At 69.0% G+C, this 25,316-nt stretch carries 23 protein-coding genes; 15 read left to right on the top strand and 8 right to left on the bottom strand.

Going from position 1 to position 25,316, the window contains the following annotated elements; translation table 11 throughout:
• Positions 1-242: 242 nt before the first annotated feature.
• Positions 243-992 (bottom strand): GIY-YIG nuclease family protein, encoded by a 750-nt coding sequence (locus AB5I40_RS44105; protein ID WP_370936130.1) that lies wholly within the window; start codon positions 990-992, stop codon positions 243-245.
• Between the two features lie 157 nt (positions 993-1,149).
• Here AB5I40_RS44105 and AB5I40_RS44100 point away from each other — a divergent pair, with 157 nt between their 5' ends.
• The gene (locus AB5I40_RS44100; RefSeq protein ID WP_370936129.1) at positions 1,150-2,436 is read left to right on the top strand and encodes a DNA cytosine methyltransferase; all 1,287 of its coding nucleotides are present in this window, start codon (positions 1,150-1,152) and stop codon (positions 2,434-2,436) included.
• 53 nt (positions 2,437-2,489) lie between these two features.
• Here the strand turns inward: AB5I40_RS44100 and AB5I40_RS44095 are convergent, their stop codons facing one another.
• The gene (locus tag AB5I40_RS44095) at positions 2,490-2,936 is read right to left on the bottom strand and encodes a very short patch repair endonuclease (protein WP_370936128.1); all 447 of its coding nucleotides are present in this window, start codon (positions 2,934-2,936) and stop codon (positions 2,490-2,492) included.
• Between the two features lie 423 nt (positions 2,937-3,359).
• Positions 3,360-4,037 (bottom strand): transglycosylase family protein, encoded by a 678-nt coding sequence (locus tag AB5I40_RS44090; protein ID WP_370936127.1) that lies wholly within the window; start codon positions 4,035-4,037, stop codon positions 3,360-3,362.
• 1,134 nt (positions 4,038-5,171) lie between these two features.
• Between AB5I40_RS44090 and AB5I40_RS44085 the strand changes: the two genes are divergently transcribed.
• Together AB5I40_RS44085 and AB5I40_RS44080 are read left to right on the top strand one after the other, a co-directional pair.
• On the top strand, positions 5,172-5,456 hold the full coding sequence (locus AB5I40_RS44085) for a hypothetical protein (protein WP_370936126.1): 285 nt from the start codon (positions 5,172-5,174) through the stop codon (positions 5,454-5,456).
• A complete protein-coding gene (locus tag AB5I40_RS44080) occupies positions 5,453-6,817 on the top strand; it encodes an aspartate aminotransferase family protein (protein WP_370936125.1) in 1,365 nt (454 codons plus the stop codon). The genes AB5I40_RS44085 and AB5I40_RS44080 overlap by 4 nt, the downstream gene beginning before the upstream one ends.
• A gap of 127 nt (positions 6,818-6,944) precedes the next feature.
• Here the strand turns inward: AB5I40_RS44080 and AB5I40_RS44075 are convergent, their stop codons facing one another.
• Positions 6,945-8,024 (bottom strand): YeiH family protein, encoded by a 1,080-nt coding sequence (locus tag AB5I40_RS44075; RefSeq protein WP_370936124.1) that lies wholly within the window; start codon positions 8,022-8,024, stop codon positions 6,945-6,947.
• Positions 8,021-8,227 (bottom strand): hypothetical protein, encoded by a 207-nt coding sequence (locus AB5I40_RS44070; RefSeq protein WP_370936123.1) that lies wholly within the window; start codon positions 8,225-8,227, stop codon positions 8,021-8,023. The genes AB5I40_RS44075 and AB5I40_RS44070 overlap by 4 nt, the downstream gene beginning before the upstream one ends.
• Positions 8,228-8,331: 104 nt before the next feature.
• On the opposite strand from AB5I40_RS44070, the gene AB5I40_RS44065 reads away from it, so the two are divergent.
• The 3 genes from AB5I40_RS44065 to AB5I40_RS44055 are packed head-to-tail and all read left to right on the top strand — an operon-like array spanning position 8,332 to position 11,590.
• Complete coding sequence (locus AB5I40_RS44065; protein WP_370936122.1) at positions 8,332-9,294, top strand: LLM class flavin-dependent oxidoreductase; 963 nt, start codon at positions 8,332-8,334, stop codon at positions 9,292-9,294.
• Entirely contained in the window at positions 9,291-10,547 is a 1,257-nt protein-coding gene (locus AB5I40_RS44060; RefSeq protein WP_370936121.1) for an LLM class flavin-dependent oxidoreductase, read from the top strand. The genes AB5I40_RS44065 and AB5I40_RS44060 overlap by 4 nt, the downstream gene beginning before the upstream one ends.
• On the top strand, positions 10,544-11,590 hold the full coding sequence (locus AB5I40_RS44055; RefSeq protein ID WP_370936120.1) for an LLM class flavin-dependent oxidoreductase: 1,047 nt from the start codon (positions 10,544-10,546) through the stop codon (positions 11,588-11,590). Before AB5I40_RS44060 ends, AB5I40_RS44055 begins: the two co-directional genes overlap by 4 nt.
• Here the strand turns inward: AB5I40_RS44055 and AB5I40_RS44050 are convergent.
• Complete coding sequence (locus AB5I40_RS44050; RefSeq protein WP_370936119.1) at positions 11,587-12,372, bottom strand: IclR family transcriptional regulator; 786 nt, start codon at positions 12,370-12,372, stop codon at positions 11,587-11,589. The genes AB5I40_RS44055 and AB5I40_RS44050 overlap by 4 nt on opposite strands.
• A gap of 139 nt (positions 12,373-12,511) precedes the next feature.
• Here AB5I40_RS44050 and AB5I40_RS44045 point away from each other — a divergent pair, with 139 nt between their 5' ends.
• Genes AB5I40_RS44045 through AB5I40_RS44010 form a run of 8 tightly spaced genes read left to right on the top strand, consistent with a single transcriptional unit; the run spans position 12,512 to position 19,724 of the window.
• Positions 12,512-13,534, top strand: coding sequence for an ABC transporter substrate-binding protein (locus tag AB5I40_RS44045; RefSeq protein WP_370936118.1), 1,023 nt, complete (start codon positions 12,512-12,514; stop codon positions 13,532-13,534).
• The gene (locus AB5I40_RS44040) at positions 13,531-14,526 is read left to right on the top strand and encodes an NrtA/SsuA/CpmA family ABC transporter substrate-binding protein (protein ID WP_370936117.1); all 996 of its coding nucleotides are present in this window, start codon (positions 13,531-13,533) and stop codon (positions 14,524-14,526) included. Before AB5I40_RS44045 ends, AB5I40_RS44040 begins: the two co-directional genes overlap by 4 nt.
• A complete protein-coding gene (locus AB5I40_RS44035; protein ID WP_370936116.1) occupies positions 14,523-15,368 on the top strand; it encodes an ABC transporter permease in 846 nt (281 codons plus the stop codon). Before AB5I40_RS44040 ends, AB5I40_RS44035 begins: the two co-directional genes overlap by 4 nt.
• A complete protein-coding gene (locus AB5I40_RS44030) occupies positions 15,365-16,084 on the top strand; it encodes an ABC transporter ATP-binding protein (RefSeq protein ID WP_370936115.1) in 720 nt (239 codons plus the stop codon). Before AB5I40_RS44035 ends, AB5I40_RS44030 begins: the two co-directional genes overlap by 4 nt.
• Positions 16,081-16,968, top strand: a complete 888-nt coding sequence (locus AB5I40_RS44025; RefSeq protein ID WP_370936114.1) for an ABC transporter substrate-binding protein — start codon at positions 16,081-16,083, stop codon at positions 16,966-16,968. The genes AB5I40_RS44030 and AB5I40_RS44025 overlap by 4 nt, the downstream gene beginning before the upstream one ends.
• A 4-nt stretch (positions 16,969-16,972) precedes the next feature.
• Positions 16,973-18,040, top strand: a complete 1,068-nt coding sequence (locus AB5I40_RS44020) for an LLM class flavin-dependent oxidoreductase (protein ID WP_344286327.1) — start codon at positions 16,973-16,975, stop codon at positions 18,038-18,040.
• On the top strand, positions 18,037-19,230 hold the full coding sequence (locus tag AB5I40_RS44015; protein ID WP_370936113.1) for a M20 family metallopeptidase: 1,194 nt from the start codon (positions 18,037-18,039) through the stop codon (positions 19,228-19,230). Before AB5I40_RS44020 ends, AB5I40_RS44015 begins: the two co-directional genes overlap by 4 nt.
• Positions 19,227-19,724, top strand: a complete 498-nt coding sequence (locus AB5I40_RS44010) for a GNAT family N-acetyltransferase (protein ID WP_370936112.1) — start codon at positions 19,227-19,229, stop codon at positions 19,722-19,724. Before AB5I40_RS44015 ends, AB5I40_RS44010 begins: the two co-directional genes overlap by 4 nt.
• Positions 19,725-19,931: 207 nt before the next feature.
• On the opposite strand, the gene AB5I40_RS44005 is transcribed toward AB5I40_RS44010, so the two are convergent.
• A complete protein-coding gene (locus tag AB5I40_RS44005; protein WP_370936111.1) occupies positions 19,932-21,119 on the bottom strand; it encodes an MFS transporter in 1,188 nt (395 codons plus the stop codon).
• An 80-nt stretch (positions 21,120-21,199) separates the two neighbouring features.
• On the opposite strand from AB5I40_RS44005, the gene AB5I40_RS44000 reads away from it, so the two are divergent.
• Positions 21,200-24,205: a BTAD domain-containing putative transcriptional regulator gene (locus AB5I40_RS44000; protein ID WP_370936110.1), complete on the top strand. Its 3,006-nt coding sequence runs from the start codon at positions 21,200-21,202 to the stop codon at positions 24,203-24,205.
• Between the two features lie 135 nt (positions 24,206-24,340).
• Here the strand turns inward: AB5I40_RS44000 and AB5I40_RS43995 are convergent, their stop codons facing one another.
• Positions 24,341-25,315, bottom strand: a complete 975-nt coding sequence (locus AB5I40_RS43995) for an NADPH:quinone oxidoreductase family protein (protein WP_370936109.1) — start codon at positions 25,313-25,315, stop codon at positions 24,341-24,343.
• Between the last annotated feature and the right edge of the window lies 1 nt (position 25,316).

Genomic DNA, 25,316 nt, shown 5'->3' with positions numbered 1-25,316 from the left:
CGATCCGCGAAGTCGGGGCGGGCCCGAGTACGCCATCCGGCGTGATGGCCGTGACGGGACTCGATGACCCCGTCACAGCCATCACGAGATCACGTCCTCGCAGGTCGACCGCCAGGAACCGATCATGGCCACGTGCGGAGACGGCCCCGGCCGAGGCGACTCATGACGACAGTTCGGCCAGCACGTCCGGGCGTCATCGAAGCACACCGTCAACGAGGCGCGCCAGCGGTGAATTCATTTGCTCAACTCGCGTAGATCCGCACAGCACTCGCGTACTTCTTATTGGCCCTGTACATAATCACGTAGCCAGGCAGAGCGGTAATCTGCCATGGCCTGGGCAAGGTTTCGACGATGACGCCGAACAGCTCATCCGCGGTCATTTCGACGCAACCGGCCGCCGGACAGGGCAAGGAGTATTCCTTTGGCTGCGTGCGGGGACTACGCGCGGCCTGGTAACGAAACTTGTAAGGAAGCATCTGACTCAACTGCTTGAGCACGTCCCCAATAGTGGGGGCGATCATCGGCACACGACAGGGCCATTCAAGGTCGATCGGGTAAAGGGTGTCAAAGTGGTCGGCCTTGATAGTCGTCGTATCGCGTTCCTTCCCCGGATCGTTGCTTCCAAAGCCGTTGTGGTTCCACGGGATCTCTCCGGCACCCCGGTGACGTTGGATCAGCAGGGTCTCCGGCGCGACGGCGGAGAGGTCCTCTTCCACATAGAGGCACTTGAACTCCATCTCGCCGGGCGAGATACCGGTGCGCCCCGAGACCTTGCGGTGATGCCTCGCCAAGCGAGTCGGCAACGGTATGTCCGATTTGCCGATATAGACCAGCTGACCACGATGATATAGCTGGTAGACGCCGGGGCGGGGACGCAAGGCTTCGATGTTGTCCACGCTCAACGCGTCTGGATCCAGTCCCGCCATCGAGTCCGCGAGCTGGTCACGCAGCGCGCGAGTGATGCTCAACCTGAATTCCGCGTCGTACGGCAACACAGCCCCCCTGACTGGTCCAGCTCATTGACGAAGCGGAGGCTACAGAGCGAGAGACGACTCGATGGGCACCCACCGCGGACAGCACCCAATCGAACTCGCGTTCGACGGCGTGTCCACGCACTGCCTTGCGGGGGCATCGGGTACTGTCCGCTACATGTCCCCGGCCGCTCCCCAGACCGCCCTGTTCGACGTCGCCGCAGGTCAAGTATCTGCTGGTCCAGTCACCGAAGTGGGTACCAGCGTCGAACTGTTCACCGGCGGCGGCGGGCTGGCGCAGGCGATGCATGAGGTCGGCTTTCGACATCTGTTGTGCAATGAGTTCGCGTCACGCGCGTGCGAGACGCTGCTGGATAACAAAGCCATCAAGTGGGAGCCCGACGCGCCGCTGCCGAAGTCCTTACATGATCCCTGGCCGTTGATCCAGGGCGATATCCGCATCCGCGAGGTCACGGACGCGCTCCGGAGGTTGACGGGCAAGGTCGACGTCGTGGCGGGCGGCCCGCCATGTCAGCCGTTCAGCCTGGGCGGCGTGCACAAGGGCGACGAGGACGAGCGAAACATGTTCCCGGAGCTCTTCCGGGTCGTCCGCGAGACCCGGCCGCGGGCGATCATCTGCGAGAACGTCCGAGGTTTATTGCGACCGTCGTTCAAGCCATACTTCGACTACATCGTGCGTGAACTGGCCGCTCCTTTCGCGAAGCGCAAAGGCGGCGAGTCATGGGACGCACACGACCGGCGGCTAGTGAAGGAACTCGCCAAGAAGAACGCGAGCCCGGACGAGTACTACGATGTGTATCCAATGCCGGTCAACGCGGCCGACTACGGCGTGCCTCAGACCCGCCAGAGGATCATCATCGTCGCTTTTAGGAAGGACCTCAACGTCGAGTGGACGACTCCTGAAGCGAAGTATTCGGAAGCGTCGCTCGTCCGCGATCAACAGGACGGAGTCTATTGGGAGTCGGTCGGGAAAAAGCCGAAGCCCGACATCCTCGCAATGCGGGCAAGGACCAAGTTTGATCCCGAAGACCTTCGAAAGCTCCCATGGCGAACCTTGCGACAAGCAATCGATGATTTGCCAGAACCGATCATCGGCGAGGAGACAGACGGTATCGCACACCACGTCGGATGGCCGGGCGCGCGGATCTACAAGGGCCATACACCCAACTACCTCGACCGCCCAGCCAAGACGGTCAAGGCTGGCGTTCATGGAGTTCCGGGTGGCGAGTCGGTTCTGCTCCGCGATGACGGCACGCATCGCTACATGACAGTGCGCGAAACCGCGAGGGTGATGACCTTCCCCGACTCGTGGGAGCTGTCGGGCCCGAGGGGAGAGCAGATGCGTCAGCTCGGAAACGCGGTACCAGTCCTGCTGGGCAAGGTTTTCGCTCAAGCGGTGGCCGACGCGTTGAAGCCGACCACGGATTCTGGCCGAACGAGTTAGCGCCGACAGGGACCTTGCGCCAAAGGCAACCGTGAACGCACCTTGCTTGATCGTCAGCGCGGCGGACGACGTTGACCGACCACTTCCGCGATGCGCTCGGCGGCCTCATGAGCGGATTCGTGTTCCCAGACTCGGATAACAAGCCAACCGGCTTCTCCGAGCGTCTTGTCGGTCTCGCGATCCCGGCGGATATTGCCTTCGATTTTGTCTTTCCACCAGCCGCTGTTCCTGGAAGACGGCCGATGATGCTCAGGACAGCCGTGCCAGAAGCAGCCATCCACCATGACGGCGACGCGAGATGGACCGAAGACGATGTCAGCGGTCCTGCGCACTGACCCGACGGGGCGAACGCCGATGCGATAGCGCAGGCCCCTTCGATGGAGGGCAGCACGGAGCCGAAGCTCCGGTTTCGTATCACGGCTCCGGATCTTGCTCATGCGAGAGCTGACGACCGGGTCCACCGGCGCATGGAACGTACGATCGGACGCGGAACCGCTCATGCCGTCACCATATCGTCAGCCATGGCCTTGAACCGCCCAGAGTGCGTGGCAGAAAGCGTCGGCTCGAAGGCTTAGTTCCCCGGGGTCATCCCGCCAAGGCGGCGGAGCATCCATTCCGAGCGTGCGACTCGCACAGGGAAACGCTCGCCAGGGCCACCACGAACCGCGTCGGCAGGCACGCCCCGAAGCCGCCGGACCCTCAAACCTCACCGCCGCGACACTGATGACGCCCACGAGGCAAGGCGTGCGGCGCAGACAAGCCCGTGTTCCCACAAAGCAGGCCCGTCCGCTCCGCACGCCGGCCGCCGGGGCGCGCGGCGGTGCCCGAGCACACTTTTCGCGCGCGCGTGCACCGGCGGCCGCCGGCCGGGGGCGCGCCGCCCGGGGGAAAGCGGCGCGGGCCCGGCCGGGGCCTCGGCGGGGTTACTTCGTGACGATCTTCTGGCCGACCAGGATCAGGTTGGCGTCCGGGATGAACTTCTGGTTCAGCTGCTGCAGGTGCTGCCAGCCGCCGTCCACGTTGAGGTTCTTCGCGATTCCGGAGAGGGTGTCGCCGGCGGCCACGGTGTAGCTGCCGTCCGGGTTCGAGGTCGGCGCGGCGTGCTTCGGCGCGGACTTGACCTTCGTCTCGGCCTTGGCCTCGACCTTCGGCTTCGCGGCAACAGCCTCGACCTCGGCGGAGCCGCCGGAGGTGTCGCCGCCGAAGTTCGCGTAGCCCGCCGGGCCCGAGCCGCCGCGGCACTGCCACGGGGCGGAACCCTGCTTCGCGTAGATCCGGTCCGCGACGATCTGCTGCTGCGCGGGCGTGGCCTTGTCGGCCGTCGGGGCGAACTGGCCGCCGCCGTTCGCGAGCCACGTCTTCGTGACGATCTGGAACAGGCCGGCGGGGCGGCCCGCGCGCTGGCCCGCGGCGGTGTTGTTGACCGCGGTCGGGTTGCCGCTGCTCTCGCACTTGACGATGCCGGCCTGCCCCGGGAAGGCGTTGGCCGTGCCCGCCCCGGCGAGGCCGATGCCGCCGAGGGTGGCGCCCGCGAGAGCCGCGGTCGCGCCGGTGCGCTGGAGGACTGTCTTCGTCTTGCTGGGTTTGCTGTGCCGTCCCACGGTAGGTGGGCTCCTTCGCTGTCACACCGCACAACCGTCCTCGTGCCTGGGTCAGGCAGCGAGCCGCGACGGTTCGCGGCGGCTCCGGGTCGCTGATCCTCGGGGTAGATCGCAGGTCACCGCAAAAGCTCGAGAAGATTACGAAACGGAAACGGCAGGTGTACAGAGGCAGTGGGATCGGCCACAGATCGCCTCGGCGCGTAGCAGTCAGACGACGGTGCGTCACACCCGAGTCACCCTACTTGGTTAATAAATCACCGCTCAACGGCAACTATTCTCACCTGATACGCTCACTCAAGCCAACCCAGAACGGCAACGTCGGCAAGTTTCACACATTCAGCACTGCAAGACACTCACCGTCAAACCGAGCGTGACGTTTGAGATAAACATGGGTTCGTCACCCTCGTTCACTCCGCGCTACGGCACCCGGCCCGCCCCCTGCGCGTCCCGCCGGACCAGGCCCGCTCCCCCGGACGCACTCCGCCTTCCGTCCGCCCGCCGCTGGTCTGAACCAGTGGACCAGCGGTCCAGACCACTACCTTGGTCTGGACCACCTCGGACGCCCTCACGCCGGGCCCGCCGCCGAAAACGCGGCCGGCCGTCCGTCCTCCGGCGGAAAACGGCACCCGCGACCGGACCCGGCAGCGAAAACGTCAGGAACAAACCGGCGACTTCGATATTTTTCCCAGCCGACATATCCCCGAACGCCTTCGGCAACCGTCCCGAAAACATCCCGCCATGCGGTCTTCCGCCCGCGATTCACATGCCGGAAACGGAGCGTGAATATTCACGTTCCGTTTCGCGGAACCGCGAACACCGTTGCCGCTTCAGTCGTTCAGCCCAGCGCGGCGAACTCCGCGAAATCGCCGCATTCACTCTCCTGGCGCATTGCCTTGCCTAATCTCGGCCGATTCTTTTCTTTCCGCAGCCGAGCCCGGCGCGCCCGCGGCCGATGTGCCGGTGCGGCGGAACCGGCTGCGCTACGCTGTGCCCCGCGGTATTCCAGTGAGGTCGACCGGGGAGGGCTGCGCCCAGCGCGGCCCTCCCTCGCCGCTGCCCGCGAAAAACCGTTTCCTTCCTCGCCGGCCGTTTTTCGGCGGTCCGCGAAACCCCTGCGAAAAAGAGGAGGAGTGCATGACGAACTCGACGCCGGACGCGCCGCGCGACGTCGGCGGCACGCATCGGCGGGCCGGCACCGAGGGGATCTGTCCCGAGGAAGGCACCGCAATACCGCGGCATCCGAGAGAACGTGCGCTCCGTTTAATCGAGGAGAACTTCCCCCGGCGGCTCTCCGCGAGCGCCGGGCGGGAACGGTTCGCCCCGAATGTCTTTGTCCATTGTGGAGGCGAGGACACCGGCCAGGCCGCCGCGCACCGAGGCGGCGCCACCACCACTGCCAGGGGAGAACAGGCCAGATGACCATCCTCGACCACCCCGCGCCGCTCACCGGCCCCGCCGTCTACTGCGATCTGCCCGGCCCGCGTTCGGCCGAGTACCTCGCCCGGCAGGACCGCCGCGAGCCGGTCCCCCGCGGCGGCCCGCGGCGGCTGCCGATCGCGATCACCGAGGGTTCGGGCAGTTTCGTGCGCGACGCCGACGGCAACGTCTTCATCGACTTCCTCGCCGGGGCGGGCGTGCTCTCCCTCGGGCACAACCATCCCGAGCTGGTCGCGGCCATGACCGCGCAGCTGAGCAAGCTGACCCACGCGCTCGACTTCGCGACCCCGGTCAAGGACGAGTTCTCCGAAGCCCAGCTCGCGATGCTGCCCGAGGCGCTGCGCTCGCGGATGAAGCTGCACTTCTGCGGCCCCGCCGGGACCAACGCGGTCGAAGCCGCGCTCAAGCTGTGCAAAACGGCGACCGGACGCGGCGGCGTCGTGTCGTTCCAGGGCCGGTTCCACGGCAGCGCGCACGCCGCGCTGGGCCTGACCGGCCACCAGCGGCCAGTCGCGAATCCCTTGTCCGGCACGCAATACGTCCCGTACTCCTCGTGTCCCCGCTGCCCGGCCGGGCACGATCCGGACACCTGCGCGGCGACCTGCCCGGACCTGCTCGAACGATCCCTGCACGACCCCGACGGCGATCTCCCGCTGCCCGCGGCGGTGGTGCTCGAACTGGTCCAGGGCGAGGGCGGCGTGGTCCCGGCGCGGGCGGATTTCGTGCACCGGGTGCGCGAGCTGACCCGGGAGCTGGGCATCCCGCTGATCGTCGACGAACTGCAGACCGGCTGCGGCCGGACCGGGACCTGGTTCGCCTTCGAGCGCTACGGCATCGAACCCGACGTGATCGTCGCGGCCAAGGCGCTGAGCGGAATCGGCTCGCCGGTCTCGCTGATCATCTACGATGAGCGCCTCGACACCTGGGCCCCGCGCACGCACACCGGCGCCTTCCGCGGCAATCAGCTCGCCTTCGCCGCGGGAGCCCGGGCGATCGAGGTCGTGAACCGCGACAGCGTGCTGGACAACGTCGTCGAACGCGGATACCAGTTCGAGGAGCTGTTGTCCCCGCTGGCCAGCCACCCGTGGGTGACCGACGTGCGCGGCACCGGGCTGATGTGGGGCATAGAGCTGACCGACCCGCGCACTGGCGCGCCCGCGTCGGAACTCGCGCTGGCCGTGCAGAACCACGCCTTGCGCCGCGGGCTCATCCTCGAACTGGGCGGACGCGGCGACAGCGTCGTGCGGTTGCTGCCGCCGCTCAACGTCACCGCGGACGTCGTGCGCACGGCCGCCGGGATTCTGCTGGCCTCGCTCGACACGGCGACTCGCGAGGCTCGCTGACCGCCGGCTGCGCCACTGCTCTCGTTCCAGCGCGCGGTGGCGCAGTCGGCCAGGAAATCGTTGGCACAGAGAAGAAACCGTCTCCAGCTAACGCGGACTAGCCACGCGGGCAGCGCCGCCTACCCGGTCAGAAGCTGAACCACTGCGAGGACACCAGCACCAATCCCAGCGAGCACACCGCGACCACCACCAGCCCGAGCGCGGCCACCACCAACGGCCGCCACCCGCTGCGGGCCATCTGGCGCAGGTCGAAGTTCAGGCCGACCCCGGCGAAGCACAGCAGGAACGCCCACTTGGACAGGTTCCCCAGATTCGCGACCTCGGCTTTGGTGAACACATGCGCGGTCGCCAGCGCGGACACCGCGATGAACCCCAGCACGAACTTCGGGAAGGTGCGCCACACAAAACCCGCACGCCCCTTCACCCCACCGGCGACCGCCTTGCCACCGCGAGTCGACCAGTACGCCGCATATCCCAGAACAACGAGACCGATCAACGCGTTTCGCGTGCTCTTCACCGCGACCGCAACGTCCTGCGCGTGCGGCGAATATGCCGCGCCCGTCGCAGTCGTCTCGGCAGTGTTGTCCACCGCGAGCCCCGCCCAGAGACCGAATTCGGTGTCGGTCAGGTTCAGCGCGTGCCCGATCGCCGGGAAGGTGAACAGCGCGACCGCACCCAGCGCGAGAATCGCCGCGATGGCGTAACCGGAATCCTCGTCGTCAGCGTCGATCGACCCGCGCCCGGCGATGATGGCCGACACACCACAGATCGACGTACCGATCGCGAGCAGCGAAGACAGCTTCCCGCCGAGGCCGAAAGCCTTGCCCACCACCAGGATCACCGTCGTCGCCACGGCCATGTCGACCAGGATGAGCCCCAGGCTGAACCCGCCGAGCTTGGCCAGGTCGCCCAGCACGAACCGGGCGCCGAGCAGGACGATGCCGGTCTTCAGCCAGAACTCGTAGGTCCCGACGCCGGGCCGGAACAGCGCGGGGATGCCGATCGTGTTGCGGATGACCAGTCCGAGGACGATCGCCCACAGCACGTACTCGATGTCCGGCAGCGCGGTCCCGGTCGCGTGGCCGAGGCTGCGCAGCCCGTTCTGCGCCAGTGTTCCGACCACTCCGACGGCTGCGAGCAACAGAAGGCCCGGCAGATATCTCACGACCGCGGGCACTGCGCGGCGGCCTTCCAGCGCGGCGGTCATTTGACGAGGAACGGGATCGTCGGCAGCACGCCGAACGCGGCCAATGCCACCAGGACGGCCGCGACCAGCACCGCAGCCCAGTCGGGGCTGATCCGCGCAGCGCCTCGCGGCTTCGCATCGGGACTCATGACCGCAGGACTGTAGGCGGACCGGCCGCGCCAGTCCGCCGCGTCCACCAGCTGAGAATCCTCCTTTGTGGACACTGGCGGAACAACACCGCCCAGCCGCCCACATCCTGAGCAATGGTGCGGCGCGCCCCGGATTCCGGCTACCTCTGGCACAACCGAATCGAGGGGGCCGTGCCCGCATGAGTTCACCGAAAACCTTGCATCTCGCCGTCGAACTCGACAGCGCCGGAGCACATCCAGGAGCCGATCCGCACGCGCTGGCGGACGTCGTCGCCGACGCCGAACGGGCCGGGTTCACGTTCGCCACCTTCGACGACGCGCCCGTCCCGCCCGCCGACGGATTCCGGGTCGAGGCCACGGTCCGCGCGGCTTATTCCGCGACTTTGACGTCCAGGATCGGATTGGCCCCGACGTCGCACGTGCTGACCGCCGAACCGTTCCACCTGGCCGCTCAGCTGGCGAGCCTCGACCACGCCACGCACGGCCGCGCCGCCTGGATCGTCGGCACCGCGTCCGCTCCCGAAGCGCTCGCGACAGTCGGCCGCGCGCACCCGGACGACCTCCGCCAGGAGGTGGCCGACGTCGTCGAAACCGTCCGGCGGCTGTGGGATTCGTGGGAGGACGACGCGGTCATCAAAGACCTCGCCACCGGCCGTTACCTGGACCCGGACAAGGTCCACCACGTGGACTTCGTCGGGGAAACGTTCTCCGTCAAAGGCCCGCTGATCACCCCGCGCCCGCCGCAGGGCAGCCTCGTCGTGCTGGCTACGGAGAAGTTCGCCGACGTCGTCCACCCGGACATCGTGCTCACCGACAATCTTCGCCACCGCGACCGAACCGCTCCCCTGGTGTTCGGCGAGCTGGAAGTCCGCTTCGCCTCGACCGAGCCGTCACCGAACGGCCGCACCCGCTACACCGGTTCCCCCGCCGGTCTGGTCACGTTGCTGGAGCAGCTCGATCTCGACGGCGTGCGCCTGCACCCCGGCGCGGACGACCTGCCCGCGCTGAGCCAGGAAGTACTCCCGGAACTGCACCGGCGAGGCCTGCTCAATCCACCGGGACCGGGCGCGACACTCCGTACGACGCTGGGACTCCCGCGTCCCGAGAACCGATTCGCCGTGTCGTCGAAGGGAATCGCATGACCGCGCAGCTGCACCTCGGGGTCTTCTACACCGGCGTCGGACCGCAGTTCCTGTGGGACGACCCTTCGAACGCCGACCACACCGAGATCGAGACGTATGTGTCGGTGGCCCGGACCTTGGAACGCGGGCTGTTCGACGCGTTCTTCCTCGGCGAAGGCTTGCGGGTCCGGGAGAATCGCGGCCGCGTGCACGCGCTCGACGTCGCCGGTCGCCCGGACGCGATCACGCAGCTCAGCGCGCTGGCCGGGGCCACCACGAAGATCGGGCTGGTCGCCACGCAGAACACCACCTACAACTACCCCGCCGACCTCGCCCGTCGCCTCGCCTCGCTCGATTACGTCTCCGGCGGGCGCGCGGGGTGGAACATCGTCACCACGGACAACGCCTGGACCGGGGCCAACTTCCGGCACGGCGGCTGGCTGGCGCACGAACGCCGCTACGAGCGCGCGACCCAGTTCGTCGAGGCGGCGAAAGCCTTGTGGGCCGGGCCGGTCGAGACGGACACCGACCTGGTGCGGCTGCGCGCCGCACCGACGCTCCCGCCTGCCCGTCCGGTTTTGTTCCAGGCAGGCGACTCCCCCGGCGGCCGGGAATTGGCCGCGCGCCACGCCGACGTCGTCTTCTCCGCGAACACCGCCTACGACAAAGCGGCGGCGTACGCGGCCGACCTGCGCGCCCGATTGGCACGCCACGGCAGGCCCGCTGACGCGGTACGAATCCTGCCTGGTGCGTCAGTCGTCCTCGGTGATACGCCAACCGACGCCGCTGAACGCGCAGAGGACATCCGCCGCCGCCAGATCAACCCGCAACGCGCCATCGCGTTCCTCGAACAGTATTGGGGCCAGGACCTGTCGGCGTTCGATCCGCACGGACCGCTGCCGGACATCGAACCGGCCGAAGGCGAACTGGACCCGTCGCGCGGCACGATTTCGATCGAGCACCGCACCGGCAAGCTCGAACGCATCCAGCAGTGGCGCGAGCTCGCCGAAGCGAAGAACCTGTCGATCCACCAACTCGTGCTGGAGGTCGAACCGCGGCACCACTCGTTCGTCGGCACGCCCGCACAGGTCGCCGACGAATGGGCGCGCTACGCGGCCGACCGCGTGGTCGACGGGTTCAACCTCAGCCCGCACCTCGTGCCCGGATCGATCGACGAGGTGGTCGACCGGCTCGTGCCGGAACTGCAGGACCGCGGCGTCTACCGCACCGAATACACCGGCACGACCCTGCGCGAACACCTGGAGCTGCCGTGAGGTTCCTGCTGATCACCCTGATCACGCACACCCCCGACCCGGTCACCGGGGAACTGGCCGCACCCGACGCCCGGCTGCGCGAAGTGGTCGAAAACGCCGAGCTCGCCGAGGAACTGGGCTTCGACGGCTACGGCGTCGGCGAACGGCACGAGCGGCCGTTCCTGTCGTCGTCCCCGCCGGTGGTGCTCAGCCACATCGCCGCGCGGACCCGCCGAATCCGGCTGTTCACCGCGGTCACGACGCTCAGCCTGCTCGACCCGGTGCGCGCGTTCGAGGACTATTCGATGCTGGACAACCTTTCCGGCGGACGCCTCGAACTCATCATCGGCAAGGGCAACGGCTCCGCCCAGCGCGAACTGTTCGACGTCACGCCCGAGGACCAGTGGGATCGCAACGCCGAGGGCTACGAGCTGTTCCGCAAGCTGTGGCAGGCGGACCGGGTCACGTGGTCCGGGAGGTTCCGTCCGCCGCTCACCGCCGCGGAGGTGTGGCCGCGTCCGCTGCAGCAGCCGATCCGGATCTGGCACGGCAGCGCGACGAGCCGCGAATCCGTTGAGCTGGCGGCGAAACACGGGGATCCGCTGTTCTCCGCGAATGTGACCAACCCGATCGAACCGTACGCCGAGCTGATCCGGCACTACCGGGAACGCTGGACCTTCCACGGCCGCGATCCGCTTCAGGCGGTGGTGGGGGCGGGCACAGCCGGGTTCCATCTGGCGAGCCGGTCGCAGGACGCGCTGGAAGCGTACCGGCCGATCTTCGATTCCCGGCTGGCACTGCAGCGCAAACTCGGCCAGGAAGTGGTTTTCCCGACGCTGGAGGACTTCGCCGAGCGCAGCTCCGCACTGATCGGCAGCCCTGCTCAGGTCACCGAGAAGGTGTTGAGATACCACGAACAGTTCGGCCACGGCGTGACGCATCTGTCCGCCGACCGGGACGGCCGGACACCGCAAGCGCATCGGGCGGCGCTGGAGCTTTTCCAGGCCGAGGTGGCGCCGGCGTTGCGGCGGGCGATAGCTGGACCGGCCTGGCCGTCGAGCTAGTACCGCTGGCCCGGCTCCAGCAACAACACCGCCAACGCATCCGCACATCGTCGCGCTCGGGAAAGGAACCACGGCAACCGGTCATCCGTCAACGTGTCCGAAGTGGACCGAAGCGCCAACGCCGCGTGCACGTGCCCGGAAGCACGCAGGACCGGCACCGCGATCGTCCGGACGCCGAACGCCGACTCCCCGTCGTTCAGCGCGTAACCCGCCTCCTGGACGCGGTCCAGTTCGGCGCGCAGGTCGGCTTTGTGCGTGATGGTGCGCGCGGTGTACGCCGTCAGCGGCGGCAGCGCGTCCAGGTCGTCCTCGCCCGGCGGGGCCCACGCGAGCAGGACCTTGCCCAGCGCCGTCGAGTGCAGCGGGCGGCGCAAGCCGAGCCCGGCGGTGAGGGCGACGCTCGTGCCGGCCAGGATCACCGCGTCGGTGCCGCTGCGGATGGCCAGGTCGGCGGCGGTGCCGGTGGCCTTGGCGACCTCGGCGAGTTCGTCCGCGGCAAGGTGGATTCCGCGCTGGTACAGCGAAAGCTGGCCGAGTTCGGCGACGGCGGGCCCGAGCCGGTAGCGCAGGCTGCCCTCCGCCAGCGCGAGGAACCCCGTCGCCGCCAGGGTGCGGGCGATCCGGTGCGCGGTCGAGACCGAAAGGTTCATCCGCCGCGCCAGTTCGGACACGCCGAGATCGCCCGGGTTGTCCCGGAAGCACTGCAGCATGCCCAAGGCCCGGGTGACCGCCTGCGATCCGGCGGGCACGGCCTCGGCGGCGTTACCGGCTTTGCTCACCATGTGGCAAGTGTCGCACAGGTTCTCCGCACTAGTACCAGTAGTCGTCCATAGATCTCTCATGATGTGGAAATAATTGTCGGCCCGGCACGGCTCGTGCGACGGTTCCGGCCGTCTCCCCTCCTCACCCGCTGGAGCAACTGTGCCCGCCCTGCCGGAAATCTGGTTCACCCGCTGTCCCGTGCCCACCGCGACCGGGATCGCCGCCGACCGCGGCGAGCTGGCCCGCGAATTCGCACCGGACGGCATCCGCGTGCGCGCGCTGCAAGATCTCCCCGCCGGCCAGCGGGACGCGCATTTCACCCACGAGCTGCCCGGTCTGTTCCGCGAGGGCGGCAACGTGCCGGCGCTGTGGGCCCGTTCGCGCGGCGTCGAAACCCGGCTGATCGCGTTGACGTGGATCGAAGAACGCCAGAACATCCTGGTTCGCGCGGACAGCCCGGTCGCCGAACCCGCGCAGCTGCGCGGACTCCGGCTCGCCGTGCCCCGCCACGAAATCGCGATCGACTTCTGGCGGGCGATGGCGTTGCACGGACACGCCGGGGCGCTGTCGCTCGCCGGGCTCACCCTCGCCGACGCCGACCTGGTCGACGTGCCCGGTTCCCCGATCGGCCAGTGGGAAGGCGAGCTGGCCGCGTTGCGGGACGGCCTCGTGGACGCCGTTTACGTCAAGGGCGCCGTCGCCGTCGAAACCGCGCGCCGGTTCGGAGCCAAGGTCGCGATCGACCTCGACGCCGCGCCCGATCGCCGCGCGCGGGTCAACAACGGCACGCCGCGACCGGTGACCGTCCACCAGCGGCTGCTCGACGAGCACCCGGACGTGGTGACTCGATTCCTGGCGCTGCTGCTGGAATCCGCCGAGTGGGCCGCTGACCGGCCAGAGGACGTCGCTCGGATACTGCGCGCCGAAACCGGCGCGGGCGTCGAAGGCGTCACCGGCGCCTACCGTCCCGAAACCGCCGCGAACCTCGGGCTTTCGCTGTCCGACGAGCGGCTGTCCTTGCTCGAACACCAAGAGCTTTTCCTGAGGCAGCAAGGGTTTCTCGAAAGCCCGGTGGACGTGTCCGCCTGGGCCGCCCCCGAACCGCTGCTCGCCGCCCGCGCGCTCGTCGACCAGCGCGCGACCCCGCTCGTATCCCCGATCTCCCCCGGAGCCCGACCATGAGAATCCGTTCCCTCGCCCTGGCCGCCGCCGCGGTCCTCGCCTTCGCCGGAGTCGCAGCCTGCTCGTCGAGCGCGGCCGACGCTGGCACCGTGAAGGTCCGCATCCCCGACGACAGCAACTCCGGACTGCTCGCCGTGGGCCGCAAAGACGGCTCGCTCGCCGCCGCGCTCGCGAAAGTGCACGCCTCGGTCGAATGGACCGGCACCGCCGGAGCGTTCGCTCCCGCCGCACAACAGCTCGACGCGAACGCACTCGACTTCGCGTCCGGTTCGATCACTTCGGCGACCGCGGCGCTCGCGCAGAACCCCGGCTTCAAACTGTTTTCCGCCACCCAGCCGGACAAACTCGGCGAAGGCATTCTTGTCAAGAACGGCTCGCCGATCACGAATGTGCGAGACCTCGTCGGCAAGAAGGTCGCGGTCTGGCACGGCGGGACGAGCGAATACCTGTTGCTGCAGGCGTTGCGGCAGGCCAATGTGCCGATCGATTCGGTTCAGCGGGTGTATCTGCAGCCCGGACAGGTCGCGCCGCTGTTCGCGTCCGGCCAGGTCGACGCGTGGTCGACGTGGGCCCAGTTCTCGGTTCCGCGCCTGGCCGACGGGGGTTCCCGCTTCCTCGTGACCGGCGGCCAGGTCGGTTCGGAGAATTACGCGGTCTGGGCAGTGCGCACCGGATTCGCCGATCAGCACCCCGAAGTCGTGCGCGCACTGTACGACTATCTGCGCGCCGCCGGACAGCATCAGCAGCAGGATCCTGGCTCGTTCCTGAACGTCAAAACCACTTCGGGACCGGAAGCGCTTTCCCCGGCGCAGAAAACCGTCGCGGAGTCGATCAACAAAGCGCTTTCGCCGACCGCCCCGATCGGCGCACCGGAACTCGACCGCTTCCACAACGTCGCCCGATTCTTCGCCGATCAGCACATCACCAACGGTTTCTTCGACGTCAAGCCGTACGTCATCGACGTGACCTCCTTGCCCGGGAGCCCGAAGTGAGCACGGCGACCGAATTCTCCGTCGCGTCGAAGGCCGAGCTCGTCGTACCGGACGCTCCCGCGCCGCGCACCCGGAGGCGCGGACTCCGGCTCGCCCTGCGCGTCGTCGGCCCGCTGGTGCTGCTGCTCGCCTGGATCACCGGCTCAGCCACCGGCGTGCTCAGCCCGACGCTGCTCGCCTCCCCCGGTCAAGTAGTGGCCGCCGTGGGCGAACTGTGGACCAGCGGGCAACTCGGCGACGCGCTGGAAGTCTCGCTCGCCCGCGCCGGAGCCGGGCTGGCCATCGGCGTGCTGGCCGGCCTCTCGCTCGGGGTCCTGACCGGATTTTCCCGGCTGGGCGAGGAATTGCTCGACTCGTCCGTGCAGTTGCTGCGGACTGTCCCGTTCCTTTCGCTGGTCCCGTTGTTCATGGTGTGGTTCGGGATCGGCGAAACCGCGCGGGTCGTGCTGATCGCGGTGGCGACGAGCTTCCCCATGTATGTCTCCACTTCCGGCGGAGTCCGCAACGCCGACCGCGGCCTTCTCGAAGCGATGCGGACGTTCGGAATGGGCCGGCTGGCTCTCGTGCGGGAAGTCGTGCTGCCGGGCGCGTTGCCGTCGCTGCTGTCCGGGCTGCGGTTGTCGATGACGCTCAGCGTGATCGCGCTCATCGCCGCCGAGGAGATCAACTCGACGGCGGGCATCGGTTACCTGATGTCGACCGCGCAGGAGTATTCGCGCACGGACGTGCTCACCGTGTGCATCCTGATCTACGCCGTGATCGGCCTGCTCGCCGACGGCGCGGTCCGGCTGCTGGAACGGCTGGTCATGCCGTGGCGCACCGTCGGACGGGGTGCCCGGTGAACGCGGCGGCCGTGCACCTGCGCGGGCTCGAGCGGCGGTTCGGCGACCGCGCGGTGCTGGACAGCCTCGACCTCGACATTCGCCGCGGCGAGTTCTTCGCGCTGCTGGGCGCCAGCGGCAGCGGGAAAACGACCCTGCTCCGGTTGCTGGCCGGTCTAGACCGCCCCGACAGCGGCACAGTCCTGGTACCCCAGGTCCGCACGGTGGTATTTCAGGAGCCCCGGTTGGTGCCGTCGAAACGCGTGCTGGCGAACGTCACCGTCGGAATGCCGCGTGGCAGCGCCACCCGCCGGACCGGGCTGGACGCGCTCACCGAAGTCGGTCTCGCCGACCACGCCGACGCCTGGCCCGCCACCCTGTCCGGCGGCGAGGCCCAGCGAGTCGCACTCGCCCGCGCCCTCGTCCGCGAACCCGAACTGCTGCTGCTCGACGAGCCGTTCGCCGCTCTCGACGCCCTGACCCGGCTGCGGATGCAAGACCTCGTCGAACGCCTGTGCCGCGTGCACCGGCCGGCTGTCCTGCTGGTCACCCACGACGTCGACGAAGCCATCCGGCTCGCCGACCGCATCGGCGTCCTGCGCGAAGGACGGCTGATCACTGACGAACGTGTCGGCCTGGACCGGCCTCGCGATCCGGCCGATCCCGCCTTCGCCGCGCTTCGTTCCCGCTTGCTCGCCGATCTCGGCGTGCACACCCTTGAGGAGACCTCCCCATGACCGTCCACATCGGAGTCCACCCGCACAACCCGTCCCTCTACCATCTCTCCCGCCTCGGCTTCCTCGAACAACTGCTGCGGCCGCTCGGCGAAGACGTGGAATGGCACCGAATCGGCGGCCTCGACACCGCGGCCGCGCTCGCCGACGGGCGGATCGACTTCGGCGGCACCGGGTCGACCCCGCCGCTGTCCGCGCAGGCCGACGGCCACGACCTCGTCTACGCCGCCGTCTCCGCGCCACGGCCAGGCCACGGCGCGCTCCTGGTGCGCGACGACATTCAGGCGGCGGACTTGAAGGGCCAGACCGTCGACCTCGCGATCGGCTCATGGCAGACCCACTTCGTCAGCAAGCTCCTGAGCAGCCACGGACTCGACTACGGACGGGACATCACCGCGCGCCGAGCCGGACCGTCCTCCGCCGGAGACCTTCGCGAAGGGCGGGTCAAAGCGTGGGTCGCCCAAGGCGCGGAGCTGTTCGCCGCCCGTCGCGCCGGCGAGGTGCGCACACTCGTCGAAGCCGGGGACGTGATCGCCGACCGCTCGGTGTTCTTCACCCGCCGCGACGTCGCCGACACCCGGCCCGAACTCGTCGGCGCCATCGTGGAAGCCCTGCAGCAGGCCGACGACTGGGCTGCCGCGAACCTGATCGAAGCAGCGGACTTCGCCGCCGCCGAGCAAGGCGGCGACGCCGAAGATTGGCATGCCGCGCTGGCGGTGCTGCCCTGGCGGCTCGAGCCGGTGAGCGACGTCTTCCTCGCCGAGCAGCAGGAAGCCGCCGACATCCTGGCGGACGCCGGATTCCTGGCGCGGCCGATCAAGGTCGCCCAGATCCGGCACGCGGGCCTGGACCAAGCCGTCGCGGCGGCGCTCGGCGTGGAGGGCTGAAATCGTGACCGAAATCCTCTGGTATCTCATCCCCCGCGAAGGCGCCTATCCCTGGGAACCCGAAGGACGCCGCCAAGTCGACCTGGCCTACCTCCAGCAGCTCGGTACCGCGGTCGACCGAATCGGCTTCGACGGCGCACTGTTCGCCACCGATCTATATGACGTGTGGCCGCTCGCCAGCGCACTCGCCGCGGTCACCCGGCCGTCTTTCAAGCCGTTGCTCGCCGTGCACCCCGGCCTGATTTCCCCGACCCAGCTGGCGAAAATGGCGTTGACCTTCGAGCAGCTCTTCGGCCGGGACCGCCTGCGTTTCAACGTGGTCAACGGCTCCACGCCCGCGCTGCGGCAAGCCGGTCTGCAGCTCGAACACGACGAGCGATACGCCCTCAGCGCCGAATACTGGTCGCTGGTCAAACGCCTCACCGCCGGGGAAACGTTCGACCACAAAGGACAGTTCTACGAGCTGACCGGTGCCGGACAGGGACTGAGCGAACTGGTCCCGGACGGCGGCGCGCACGTCCCGCTGTGGTTCGGCGGCTCCTCCCCGGCTGGTATCGAAATGGCCGCCGAGCACGTCGACGTGTACCTGACCTGGGGCGAACCTCCGCACCTGCTCAAGGAAAAGCTGGAACGAGTCCGCGAACGAGCCGCCGCGCACGGCCGCGAACTCCGGCTCGGCCTGCGGTTGCACCTGATCGTCCGGGACACCGAGGAAGAAGCGTGGGCCGCCGCCGACCGCCTCCTCGACGTGACGAGCAACAGCACGTACGAACGCATGCTCGGCGACGCGGCGGCCAATGACGGCGAGGGCTGGCGACGGCAATTCCGTCAGCACGGCGGCGTCGTCCCGGCCCGCGCGCGAGAGCTCGAAGAGCACCCGAACCTGTGGCCTGGCATGGGTTTGTTCCGTCCGGGGCCGGGCACCGCCGTGGTCGGCAGCACGGAACAGGTGCTGGAGCGGCTGGCGGAATTCCGGGATCTCGGCGTCGACGTATTCATTCTGTCCGGCAATCCGTTGCTGGAAGAGGCTTACCGGGTGGGGGAAACGATTCTTCCGGCGTTGCGCGGATGAACGCTCTGCTGGATGCCGCCCGCGACCTCGACCTGCCCCGCCTGCGAGCCCGCCTGCACGCGACGCCCGAGGTAGGGCTCCACCTGCCCCGGACCCAAGAAACCGTCCTCGCCGCCCTCGACGGCCTGCCCGTCGAAATACACACCGGCCGCGCGCTGAGTTCAGTCGTGGGCGTCGTGCGCGGAGCGACCCCCGGCCCCACCGTGCTGCTCCGCGCCGACCTCGACGCGTTGCCGTTCCCCGATGGACCCCGGCATGCCTGCGGCCACGACCAGCACGCGGCGATGCTGGTCGGCGCGGCACGGCTGCTGTTCGCCCGCCGGGGCCGGCTGGCCGGCGACGTCCTGCTCGTGTTCCAGCCCGGTGAGGAGGGACACGACGGAGCGCGCCACATGCTCGAAGAAGGCCTCCTCGACGCGACCGGCTCCACCCCGATCGCCGCCTACGCCCTGCACTCGGCCGCGTCGTCGCCGCTTGGTGCCTTCAGCAACACCGCAGGTCCAGCGCTGGCCGCGTCCGGCAGCGTGACGATCACCTTGCGCGGCCGGGGCGGGCACGGCGCCTGGCCGCACCGCGCCGCCGATCCGGTGCCGGCGGCCGGTGCGCTGATCACCGCACTGTATGCGGTGGTCAACCGGGAGTTCGACGTTCAGGAGCCCGTGGTCCTGACCGTCGGCAGCGTCCATGCCGGGACGCAGGCGACGATCATCCCTGCTGAGGCCCGGCTGGACGCGACGCTCCGGGCGATGTCCGACGCAACACTCGACCGGCTCGCCGCCGCGGTGGACCGCGCTGCGCAAGGTGTCGCGCACGCACACGGAATCCGCGCCGAAACCGCCTATCAGCCTGGCTATCCGGCGACGGTGAACCACGTCGGTGAAGCGGATTTCGTGCGCGACACCGTGCACGACGTCTTCGGCCCGGACCGGTTCGTCCGCACCGCTAAACCCGCTCTGGTGTCGGATGACATCGGCCGGATCCTGGCCGCCGTCCCCGGCGTGATGACCAGCGTCGGAGCGTGCCCGCCCGGCCGGGATCCGGCGACCGCACCGGGAAATCACGCGCCGGACGCCGAGTTCGACGACGCCGTCCTCCCCGACGGCGCGGCGCTCCTGGCCGAACTCGCGCAACGGCGGCTCGGATATTCGCTGGACAGGGCTCGCGGCGGCGCGCAAGATCAAGAGACGTGACCGATTTCGCCGCTTTGCCGCTCGCCGATGCCCAGCTGTCCGAAGCCCAAGCCGCCGACGCCGCCGAACTCCTTGTGCTGCAACGGTGTTGCTGGGTCCCGCAGGCGATCGTCAACGACACCTTCGACGTGCCCGCGCTGCACGAGGACCTGGACACCGTGCGCGGCTGGATCGCGTCCACTCGCGTGTGGACGGTCCGGATCGGCGGACGGCTCGTCGCCGCCGTTCGCGCGCATCTCGAGGAGGACCGCTGGGAAATCGGACGCCTGATGGTCGCGCCCGATCTCGCCGGACAGGGCGTCGGCCGGTGGCTGCTGAGCTACGCCGAGCGGCAGGCCCCGCCGGAGGCGACCAGCCTGGTCCTCTACACCGGATCGGGCAGCGAACGGAACCTGACGATGTACCGGCGCGCCGGGTATCAGGTCGCCGTACCGCCCGCGAACACGCTCGGGAAGCACATTCACGGGGCGGTCTACCTGACGAAAGCCCGCTAGCGCTTTCCTTTGCGGAGCAACGCGAACGCTCCCACGCAGATCAGGGCGATCGCGTCCGCCCCGATCGCGAGGCGGATGGCGTCCAGCAAGCTGCGGTTAGCCATGTGGCCGGGTCTTGAAGTACGTGAGGGGAACCCTGAGGGAATCAGATTCCCTCAGGGTTCCCCTCACGTACCACTACCCGGCTTCCGCTCCCGGGTCCGGGGCCTACGGCGACGTGCGCTCAGCGGCCGGGAACCCGCGCCGTCGCGCGAGCAGGACGACCGCCAGCACCGGTGCCATCAACACCAGCACGGTCCACGGGAACGAACCGCTGCCAGCGACGTCGAGCAGCACCCCGCCGACGACGCCGCCGCCCGCCATCGCCGCGTTCCACTGCGTCACGAGCATCGCTTGGACCGTGTCCGCGGACTCGCCGCCCGCGTCCCCGGCCGCGGTCTGCAGCAAGGTCGGCACCCCGCCCCAGCCGAGACCCCACAGCGCGGCGGCGGCGTACACCAGCGCGGGTTCGGTCGCGAGCAGCGCCGCGGCGACCGCGACCAGCAGCGCGCTGACGACAGTCAGCAACCGCAGCCGCCGGTGGATCTGCGCGCCGACGATCCAGATGCTCGCGATCGAGGCGAGGCCGAACGTCAGCAGGACCAGGTCGGTCTCGCCGCCCATGCCAAGTCCGGTGAGGAAGGTGGCGAGGTAGGCGTACAGCACGGTGTGCGCCAGCACGAACACCAGCGTGACGAACAGGACCGCCGCGACTCCGGGGATGCGCAGCGCGGGCAGCATCTTCGGACGCGCTCCCGCGGCTTGACCGGGGAAGTCGGGCACCGCCGCGCCGATCCAGGCCAGCAGCACCAGAGTGAGCACGGTCATGGCGAGGAACGCAGTACGCCAGCCGGCGAACTGGCCGACGAACGTCCCCGCCGGCACGCCGAGGCACAGCGCGACTGGGATACCAGCCATGGCGATTGCAATGGCACGACCCTGCTGAGCAGGAGCGACCAAGCGTCGGGCGTAACCGGCCAGCAGCGCCCACGCGAGACCAGCCGCGACGCCCGCGACGAACCGCGCCGCCATCGTCAGGCTGTACTCCGACGACACGGCCGTGACGGTGTTGGCCACGGCGAATCCGCCCATCGCGGCGAGGAGCAACCGTTTGCGTCGCCAGCCGGCGGTGATGGCGGACAGCGGGATCGCGGTCAGCACGGTGCCCAGCGCGTAGCCGGTGACGGTCTGGCCGGTCGCCGATTCGCTGACGTCGAGCGAGCGGCTCATCGCGGGCAGCAGCCCGGCGGGCAGGGTTTCGGTGAGGCTGGTGATGAACACCGCGGTGGCGAGGGACAGCAGCGCGAAAAGCGGAAGCCGCTGAGTCGGCGCGACGGCGGCTGAGGTGGGGCTCATGCGCCCACTGTGCGGACCGGGTCTTCGGGAATGCTTACGATCGACTGACGGTGACCTGATGGCGCGACGGGAGCAAGGCGATGCGGTTCGGGGTGCTCGGCCCGCTCGCGGTGTGGGACGAGGCAGGCGCGCTGGTCACCGTGCCCGAGGCGAAAGTACGGGCGCTCCTCGCGACCCTGCTGGCGCACGACGGCGGCCCGGTCGCCGCGGACCGGCTCATCCAGGACCTCTGGGGCGACCACCCGCCCGGCAAACCGGCCGGTGCGCTGCAGGCCAAGGTGTCGCAGCTGCGCCGGATCGTCGGACGGGACGGCGTCGAGCGGCAACCGGCGGGCTATCGGCTGCGGATCGAGCATTCCGACGCCGCTCAGTTCCGCGACCTCGTCACCCAGGCTCGCGCCACGGCGGATCCCCGGGCCCGTGCGGAACGATTCGCCGAAGCACTGGCCCTGTGGCGCGGCGAGGCGTTCGCTGACTTCGCCGACGAGGAGTTCACGCGATCGGCCGCGTACCGGTTGGCCGAACTCCAGCTGGCCGCAGTGGAAGAGCAGGCTGCGGCGCAGGTCGAAGCTGGCGACTACGCCGCCGCGGACGATCTGACGGACGTCATCGCGCGGAATCCGCTCCGGGAAGGCTTGCGGGCAGCGCAGATGCGCGCGCTGTACCTGTGCGGACGGCAGAGCGAGGCCCTTGCTTCCTACGCGGATCTCCGCACCCGGCTAGCCGAGGAGTTGGGCGTCGACCCGAGTCCGGAGCTGCGCGCGCTGTACGAGTCGCTGCTCCGGCAGGACCCGGGGCTGGCCGCCGAACCGCGCGGCAACCTTCCCCTTCCGCTGACGCCGTTGATCGGCCGGGAGGAGGCGCTCAAGCAGCTCGCCGGGCTGTCGGCGCGGCTGGTGACGTTGACCGGGCCGGGCGGGGTCGGCAAGTCCCGGCTGGCCTTGGGGCTCGTGAGTGGCTATGCCTGTTCTAACCGGCATAGCCACTCACGAGCCAAGTTTCCCGACGGCTGCTGGCTGGTCGAACTCGCCGCCGTGCGGGGCACCTCCGCCGACCTCGCCGAAGCAGTCGCCGCGGTGCTCGGAATCCGCGACTCGCTCGACTCCGCCTCCCCGACGCAACGACTCGCCACGGCCCTGCGCGACCGACGGATGCTGCTCGTCCTGGACAACTGCGAACACGTCGTCGAAGCCGCCGCCGAACTCGTCGAATCGCTCCTGCGCAACACCCGTGACCTGCGCATTCTCACCACCAGCCAGGAACCGCTCGGCCTGCCGGGCGAGTCCGTGTTCGCGGTGGAACCACTGCCGCCCGAGGACGCCGTGCGGCTGTTCACCGAACGCGCGACCGCCTCCGCCCCGGATTTCGCGGGTGATCTCGACGCGATCACCGAAATCTGCCGTCGTCTGGACGGTCTTCCGCTCGCGCTGGAACTCGCGGCGACTCGCGTGCGCGGCCTGGGCGTGAAGGAACTGGCCGCCCGGCTCAACGACCGGTTCGCCGTCCTGACCCGAGGATCGCGCGGCGCTCCGGCCCGGCAGCAAACCTTGCGCGCCGTGCTCGACTGGAGCTGGGAACTGCTCAGCGAGCCCGAGCGGACTGTCCTCAGCAGACTGGCCGTCCACCGCGACAGCTTCGATCTCGCCGCCGCCGAAGCCGTTTGTGCGGGAGACGTGCTCGACCTCGTGCCCCGGCTGGTCGACCGGTCGCTGGTCACCGTCCTGAATGGACCGACTGGAGTTCGGTACCGGCTGCTGGAATCCGTTGCCGCCTATGCCGTCGAACGCCTGACGGATCCTGCCGCCACCCGCGCGCGACACCTGCGCCATTACCTGGAAATCGCCGAGAACGCGCAATTGCACGGCTCCGGGCAACGGACTTGGCTCACCCGGCTGGACGTCGAAGCGGGCAACCTGCGCGCTGCCCTGGACGAAGCGATCGGCCAAGCATCCATCGAAGCGGTACGGCTCGCGAAAGCGTTGTCCTGGTGGTGGCTGCTGCGAGGCAGACTCACCGAAGGCCGACGAATGCTGACAGCCGTTTTACGGTTTGCGGCAACGGATCCGGAGCTCACTGTCCTCAATGGATCGTTCGCCCTGCTGACCGGCGAACAAGCCCCGCCCGATTCCCCGGACGGCGTTCGCGCGTCGTGGTTGCGTGCCTACAGCTTGTTCAGCGTCGGCGACATCACCGCCAGCTGCGAGGTGAACGAGCGCGCCCTCGCGGCTGCCGGAGACGACGAATGGGGAATCGCCGCCGCACTCGGCCTCCGCGCCATGCTCAGCCTGGTCCGCGGAGATCTCGCCGCACTCGGCCGGGACGGTCTGCGCAGCGCCGAACTCTTCCGCCGCCTCGGCGACCGATGGGGCGAGATGCAGACCATCCCGCCGCTGGCCGCACTAGCCGAAATCAAGGGCGACTACGCCGAAGCCGCCCGCCGTCAGCACGACGGACTCGCCATCGCGCGCGAACTGGACCTGCAAGCGGAAGTCTCCGCGAGACTGTCCGGCCTCGGCCGCCTGGCCCTGCTCGAACGCGACTGGCCGCGAGCGCGCGACCTGCACGAACAAGCCCTGCGCAGCGCGTCCGACCACGGCTACGCCTACGGCCGGATCCACGCTGAAATGGGCCTCGCACTGGGTGCCCGCCGCTCCAGCGACCTCGACGCCGCCGAACGCCACCTGACCCACATCCGCGACGAATACCGCGACGTCTCCTCAACGGCGGGCGACCACCTGCTGTACGCGGAACTCGGTTTCATCGCCGAACTCCGGGGTGATCTGGCGCAGGCTCGGCAGTACCACCTGCGAGGCTTGGAATACGCGCGGGTGCTTGATGAACCGCGTGCTTTCGCGCTGTCGCTGGAAGGTTTGGCGGGCACTTGCGCGCCGCAGTCCGCCGCATTGCTGCTCGGTGCGGCCGACGCCGCGCGACGGACTGTCAACGCTCCGCTACCGGCGGCCGAGAGGGGTGATGTGGACCGGATTACTGAAGCGGCACAAGCGGTTCTCGGTTCCGGCTTTGCCAGCGTGTTTGAGCGTGGTGCGCGGTTGTCTGTCGAGGATGCGGTAAGGATGGTCTCGTGAGCGAGATGTTGTCTGCGGTCCGGGACACTCCCTGAACCTCGCCGCCGTCAGCCCGCATTCCTGTCCGCATAGGACGCGCTAAGCCGGAGGCCCCGGCCACCACGGGCACCCGGGACCTCCGGCCCAAACAGTCCACTATGGACGAACCGCAAGAACCAGCTTCCCCATAGCCTTCCGGTTCTCGATAGCCTCCAACGCCTCCCGAACCTCCCCCAGCGGATAACTCCCGCCCAACGGCGGCACGATGGCCCCAGCCGCCAGTTTCGGCAGCAGCTCCGCCCACTGCCCCTGCAGATACCCCGGCCGCGGCAGCGCATAAGCGCCCCACCCGACGCCCACGACGTCCAAGTTGTTGAGCAGCAACCGGTTCACCTTCACCTCGGGAATCGACCCGCCGGTGAATCCGATGACCAGCATCCGGCCGTCCGCGGCCAGGCAGCGCAGCGAATCGGTGAACCGGTCCCCGCCGACGACGTCTGCGATCACGTCGACCCCGCGGCCGCCGGTCGACGCCTTCACCGCGTCCTTGAAGCCGTCCGCCAGCACGTACTCGTCGGCCCCGGCCGCGACCGCCGCTTCGCCCTTCTCGGGCGTCGACACCACCCCGAGCACCTTGCCCGCGCCGAACGCCTTCGCGACCTGGATGACGGCCGTCCCGACGCCGCCGGCCGCGCCGTGCACCAGGACCGTCTCCCCCGCAGCCATCCGGCCGCGCCGGCACAGTGCGAAATGCGCGGTCAGGTAGTTGAACGGAATCGCCGCCGCCTGCTCGAAGCCCAGATCGTCCGGAATCGGGAACACCGCGTCCGCCGCGCACGCGACCTGCTCGCCGAACCCGCCGAGGAACGGCAGCGCCGCGACCCGGTCCCCGGCCTTGACCGCCGCGCCCTCCGGAGCCTCCGCGACCACCCCGGCAACCTCCGCGCCCGGGATGAACGGCAGCTCCGGTTTCACCTGGTACAGCCCGCGCGTCTGCAGCACGTCCGGGAACGACACCCCGGCCGCGTGCACGTCGATCAGCACCTGGTCGGCAGCGCGCGAGGGCGAATCGACCTCGACGACGGAGACGGTCGACGGGCCTTCGAGATCCTTGATGTGTACGGCGTCCATG

It is taken from the genome of Amycolatopsis sp. cg13, assembly GCF_041346965.1.
Taxonomy (GTDB): domain Bacteria; phylum Actinomycetota; class Actinomycetes; order Mycobacteriales; family Pseudonocardiaceae; genus Amycolatopsis.
The sequence above is the reverse complement of the archived record's forward strand: the minus strand, read 5'-3'. Positions and strand labels throughout refer to the sequence as shown.

Bases quoted from the DNA above. Each gene is read 5' to 3' on its own strand.
- AB5I40_RS44040 (WP_370936117.1), top strand. From the start codon at position 13,531: ATGAGAATCCGTTCCCTCGCCCTGGCCGCCGCCGCGGTCCTCGCCTTC.
- AB5I40_RS44025 (WP_370936114.1), top strand. From the start codon at position 16,081: ATGACCGTCCACATCGGAGTCCACCCGCACAACCCGTCCCTCTACCAT.
- AB5I40_RS44085 (WP_370936126.1), top strand. From the start codon at position 5,172: ATGACGAACTCGACGCCGGACGCGCCGCGCGACGTCGGCGGCACGCAT.
- AB5I40_RS44095 (WP_370936128.1), bottom strand. From the start codon at position 2,936: ATGAGCGGTTCCGCGTCCGATCGTACGTTCCATGCGCCGGTGGACCCG.
- AB5I40_RS44100 (WP_370936129.1), top strand. From the start codon at position 1,150: ATGTCCCCGGCCGCTCCCCAGACCGCCCTGTTCGACGTCGCCGCAGGT.
- AB5I40_RS44005 (WP_370936111.1), bottom strand. From the start codon at position 21,119: ATGAGCCCCACCTCAGCCGCCGTCGCGCCGACTCAGCGGCTTCCGCTT.
- AB5I40_RS43995 (WP_370936109.1), bottom strand. From the start codon at position 25,315: ATGGACGCCGTACACATCAAGGATCTCGAAGGCCCGTCGACCGTCTCC.
- AB5I40_RS44065 (WP_370936122.1), top strand. From the start codon at position 8,332: ATGAGTTCACCGAAAACCTTGCATCTCGCCGTCGAACTCGACAGCGCC.
- AB5I40_RS44015 (WP_370936113.1), top strand. From the start codon at position 18,037: ATGAACGCTCTGCTGGATGCCGCCCGCGACCTCGACCTGCCCCGCCTG.
- AB5I40_RS44080 (WP_370936125.1), top strand. From the start codon at position 5,453: ATGACCATCCTCGACCACCCCGCGCCGCTCACCGGCCCCGCCGTCTAC.
- AB5I40_RS44050 (WP_370936119.1), bottom strand. From the start codon at position 12,372: ATGGTGAGCAAAGCCGGTAACGCCGCCGAGGCCGTGCCCGCCGGATCG.
- AB5I40_RS44000 (WP_370936110.1), top strand. From the start codon at position 21,200: ATGCGGTTCGGGGTGCTCGGCCCGCTCGCGGTGTGGGACGAGGCAGGC.
- AB5I40_RS44075 (WP_370936124.1), bottom strand. From the start codon at position 8,024: ATGACCGCCGCGCTGGAAGGCCGCCGCGCAGTGCCCGCGGTCGTGAGA.
- AB5I40_RS44060 (WP_370936121.1), top strand. From the start codon at position 9,291: ATGACCGCGCAGCTGCACCTCGGGGTCTTCTACACCGGCGTCGGACCG.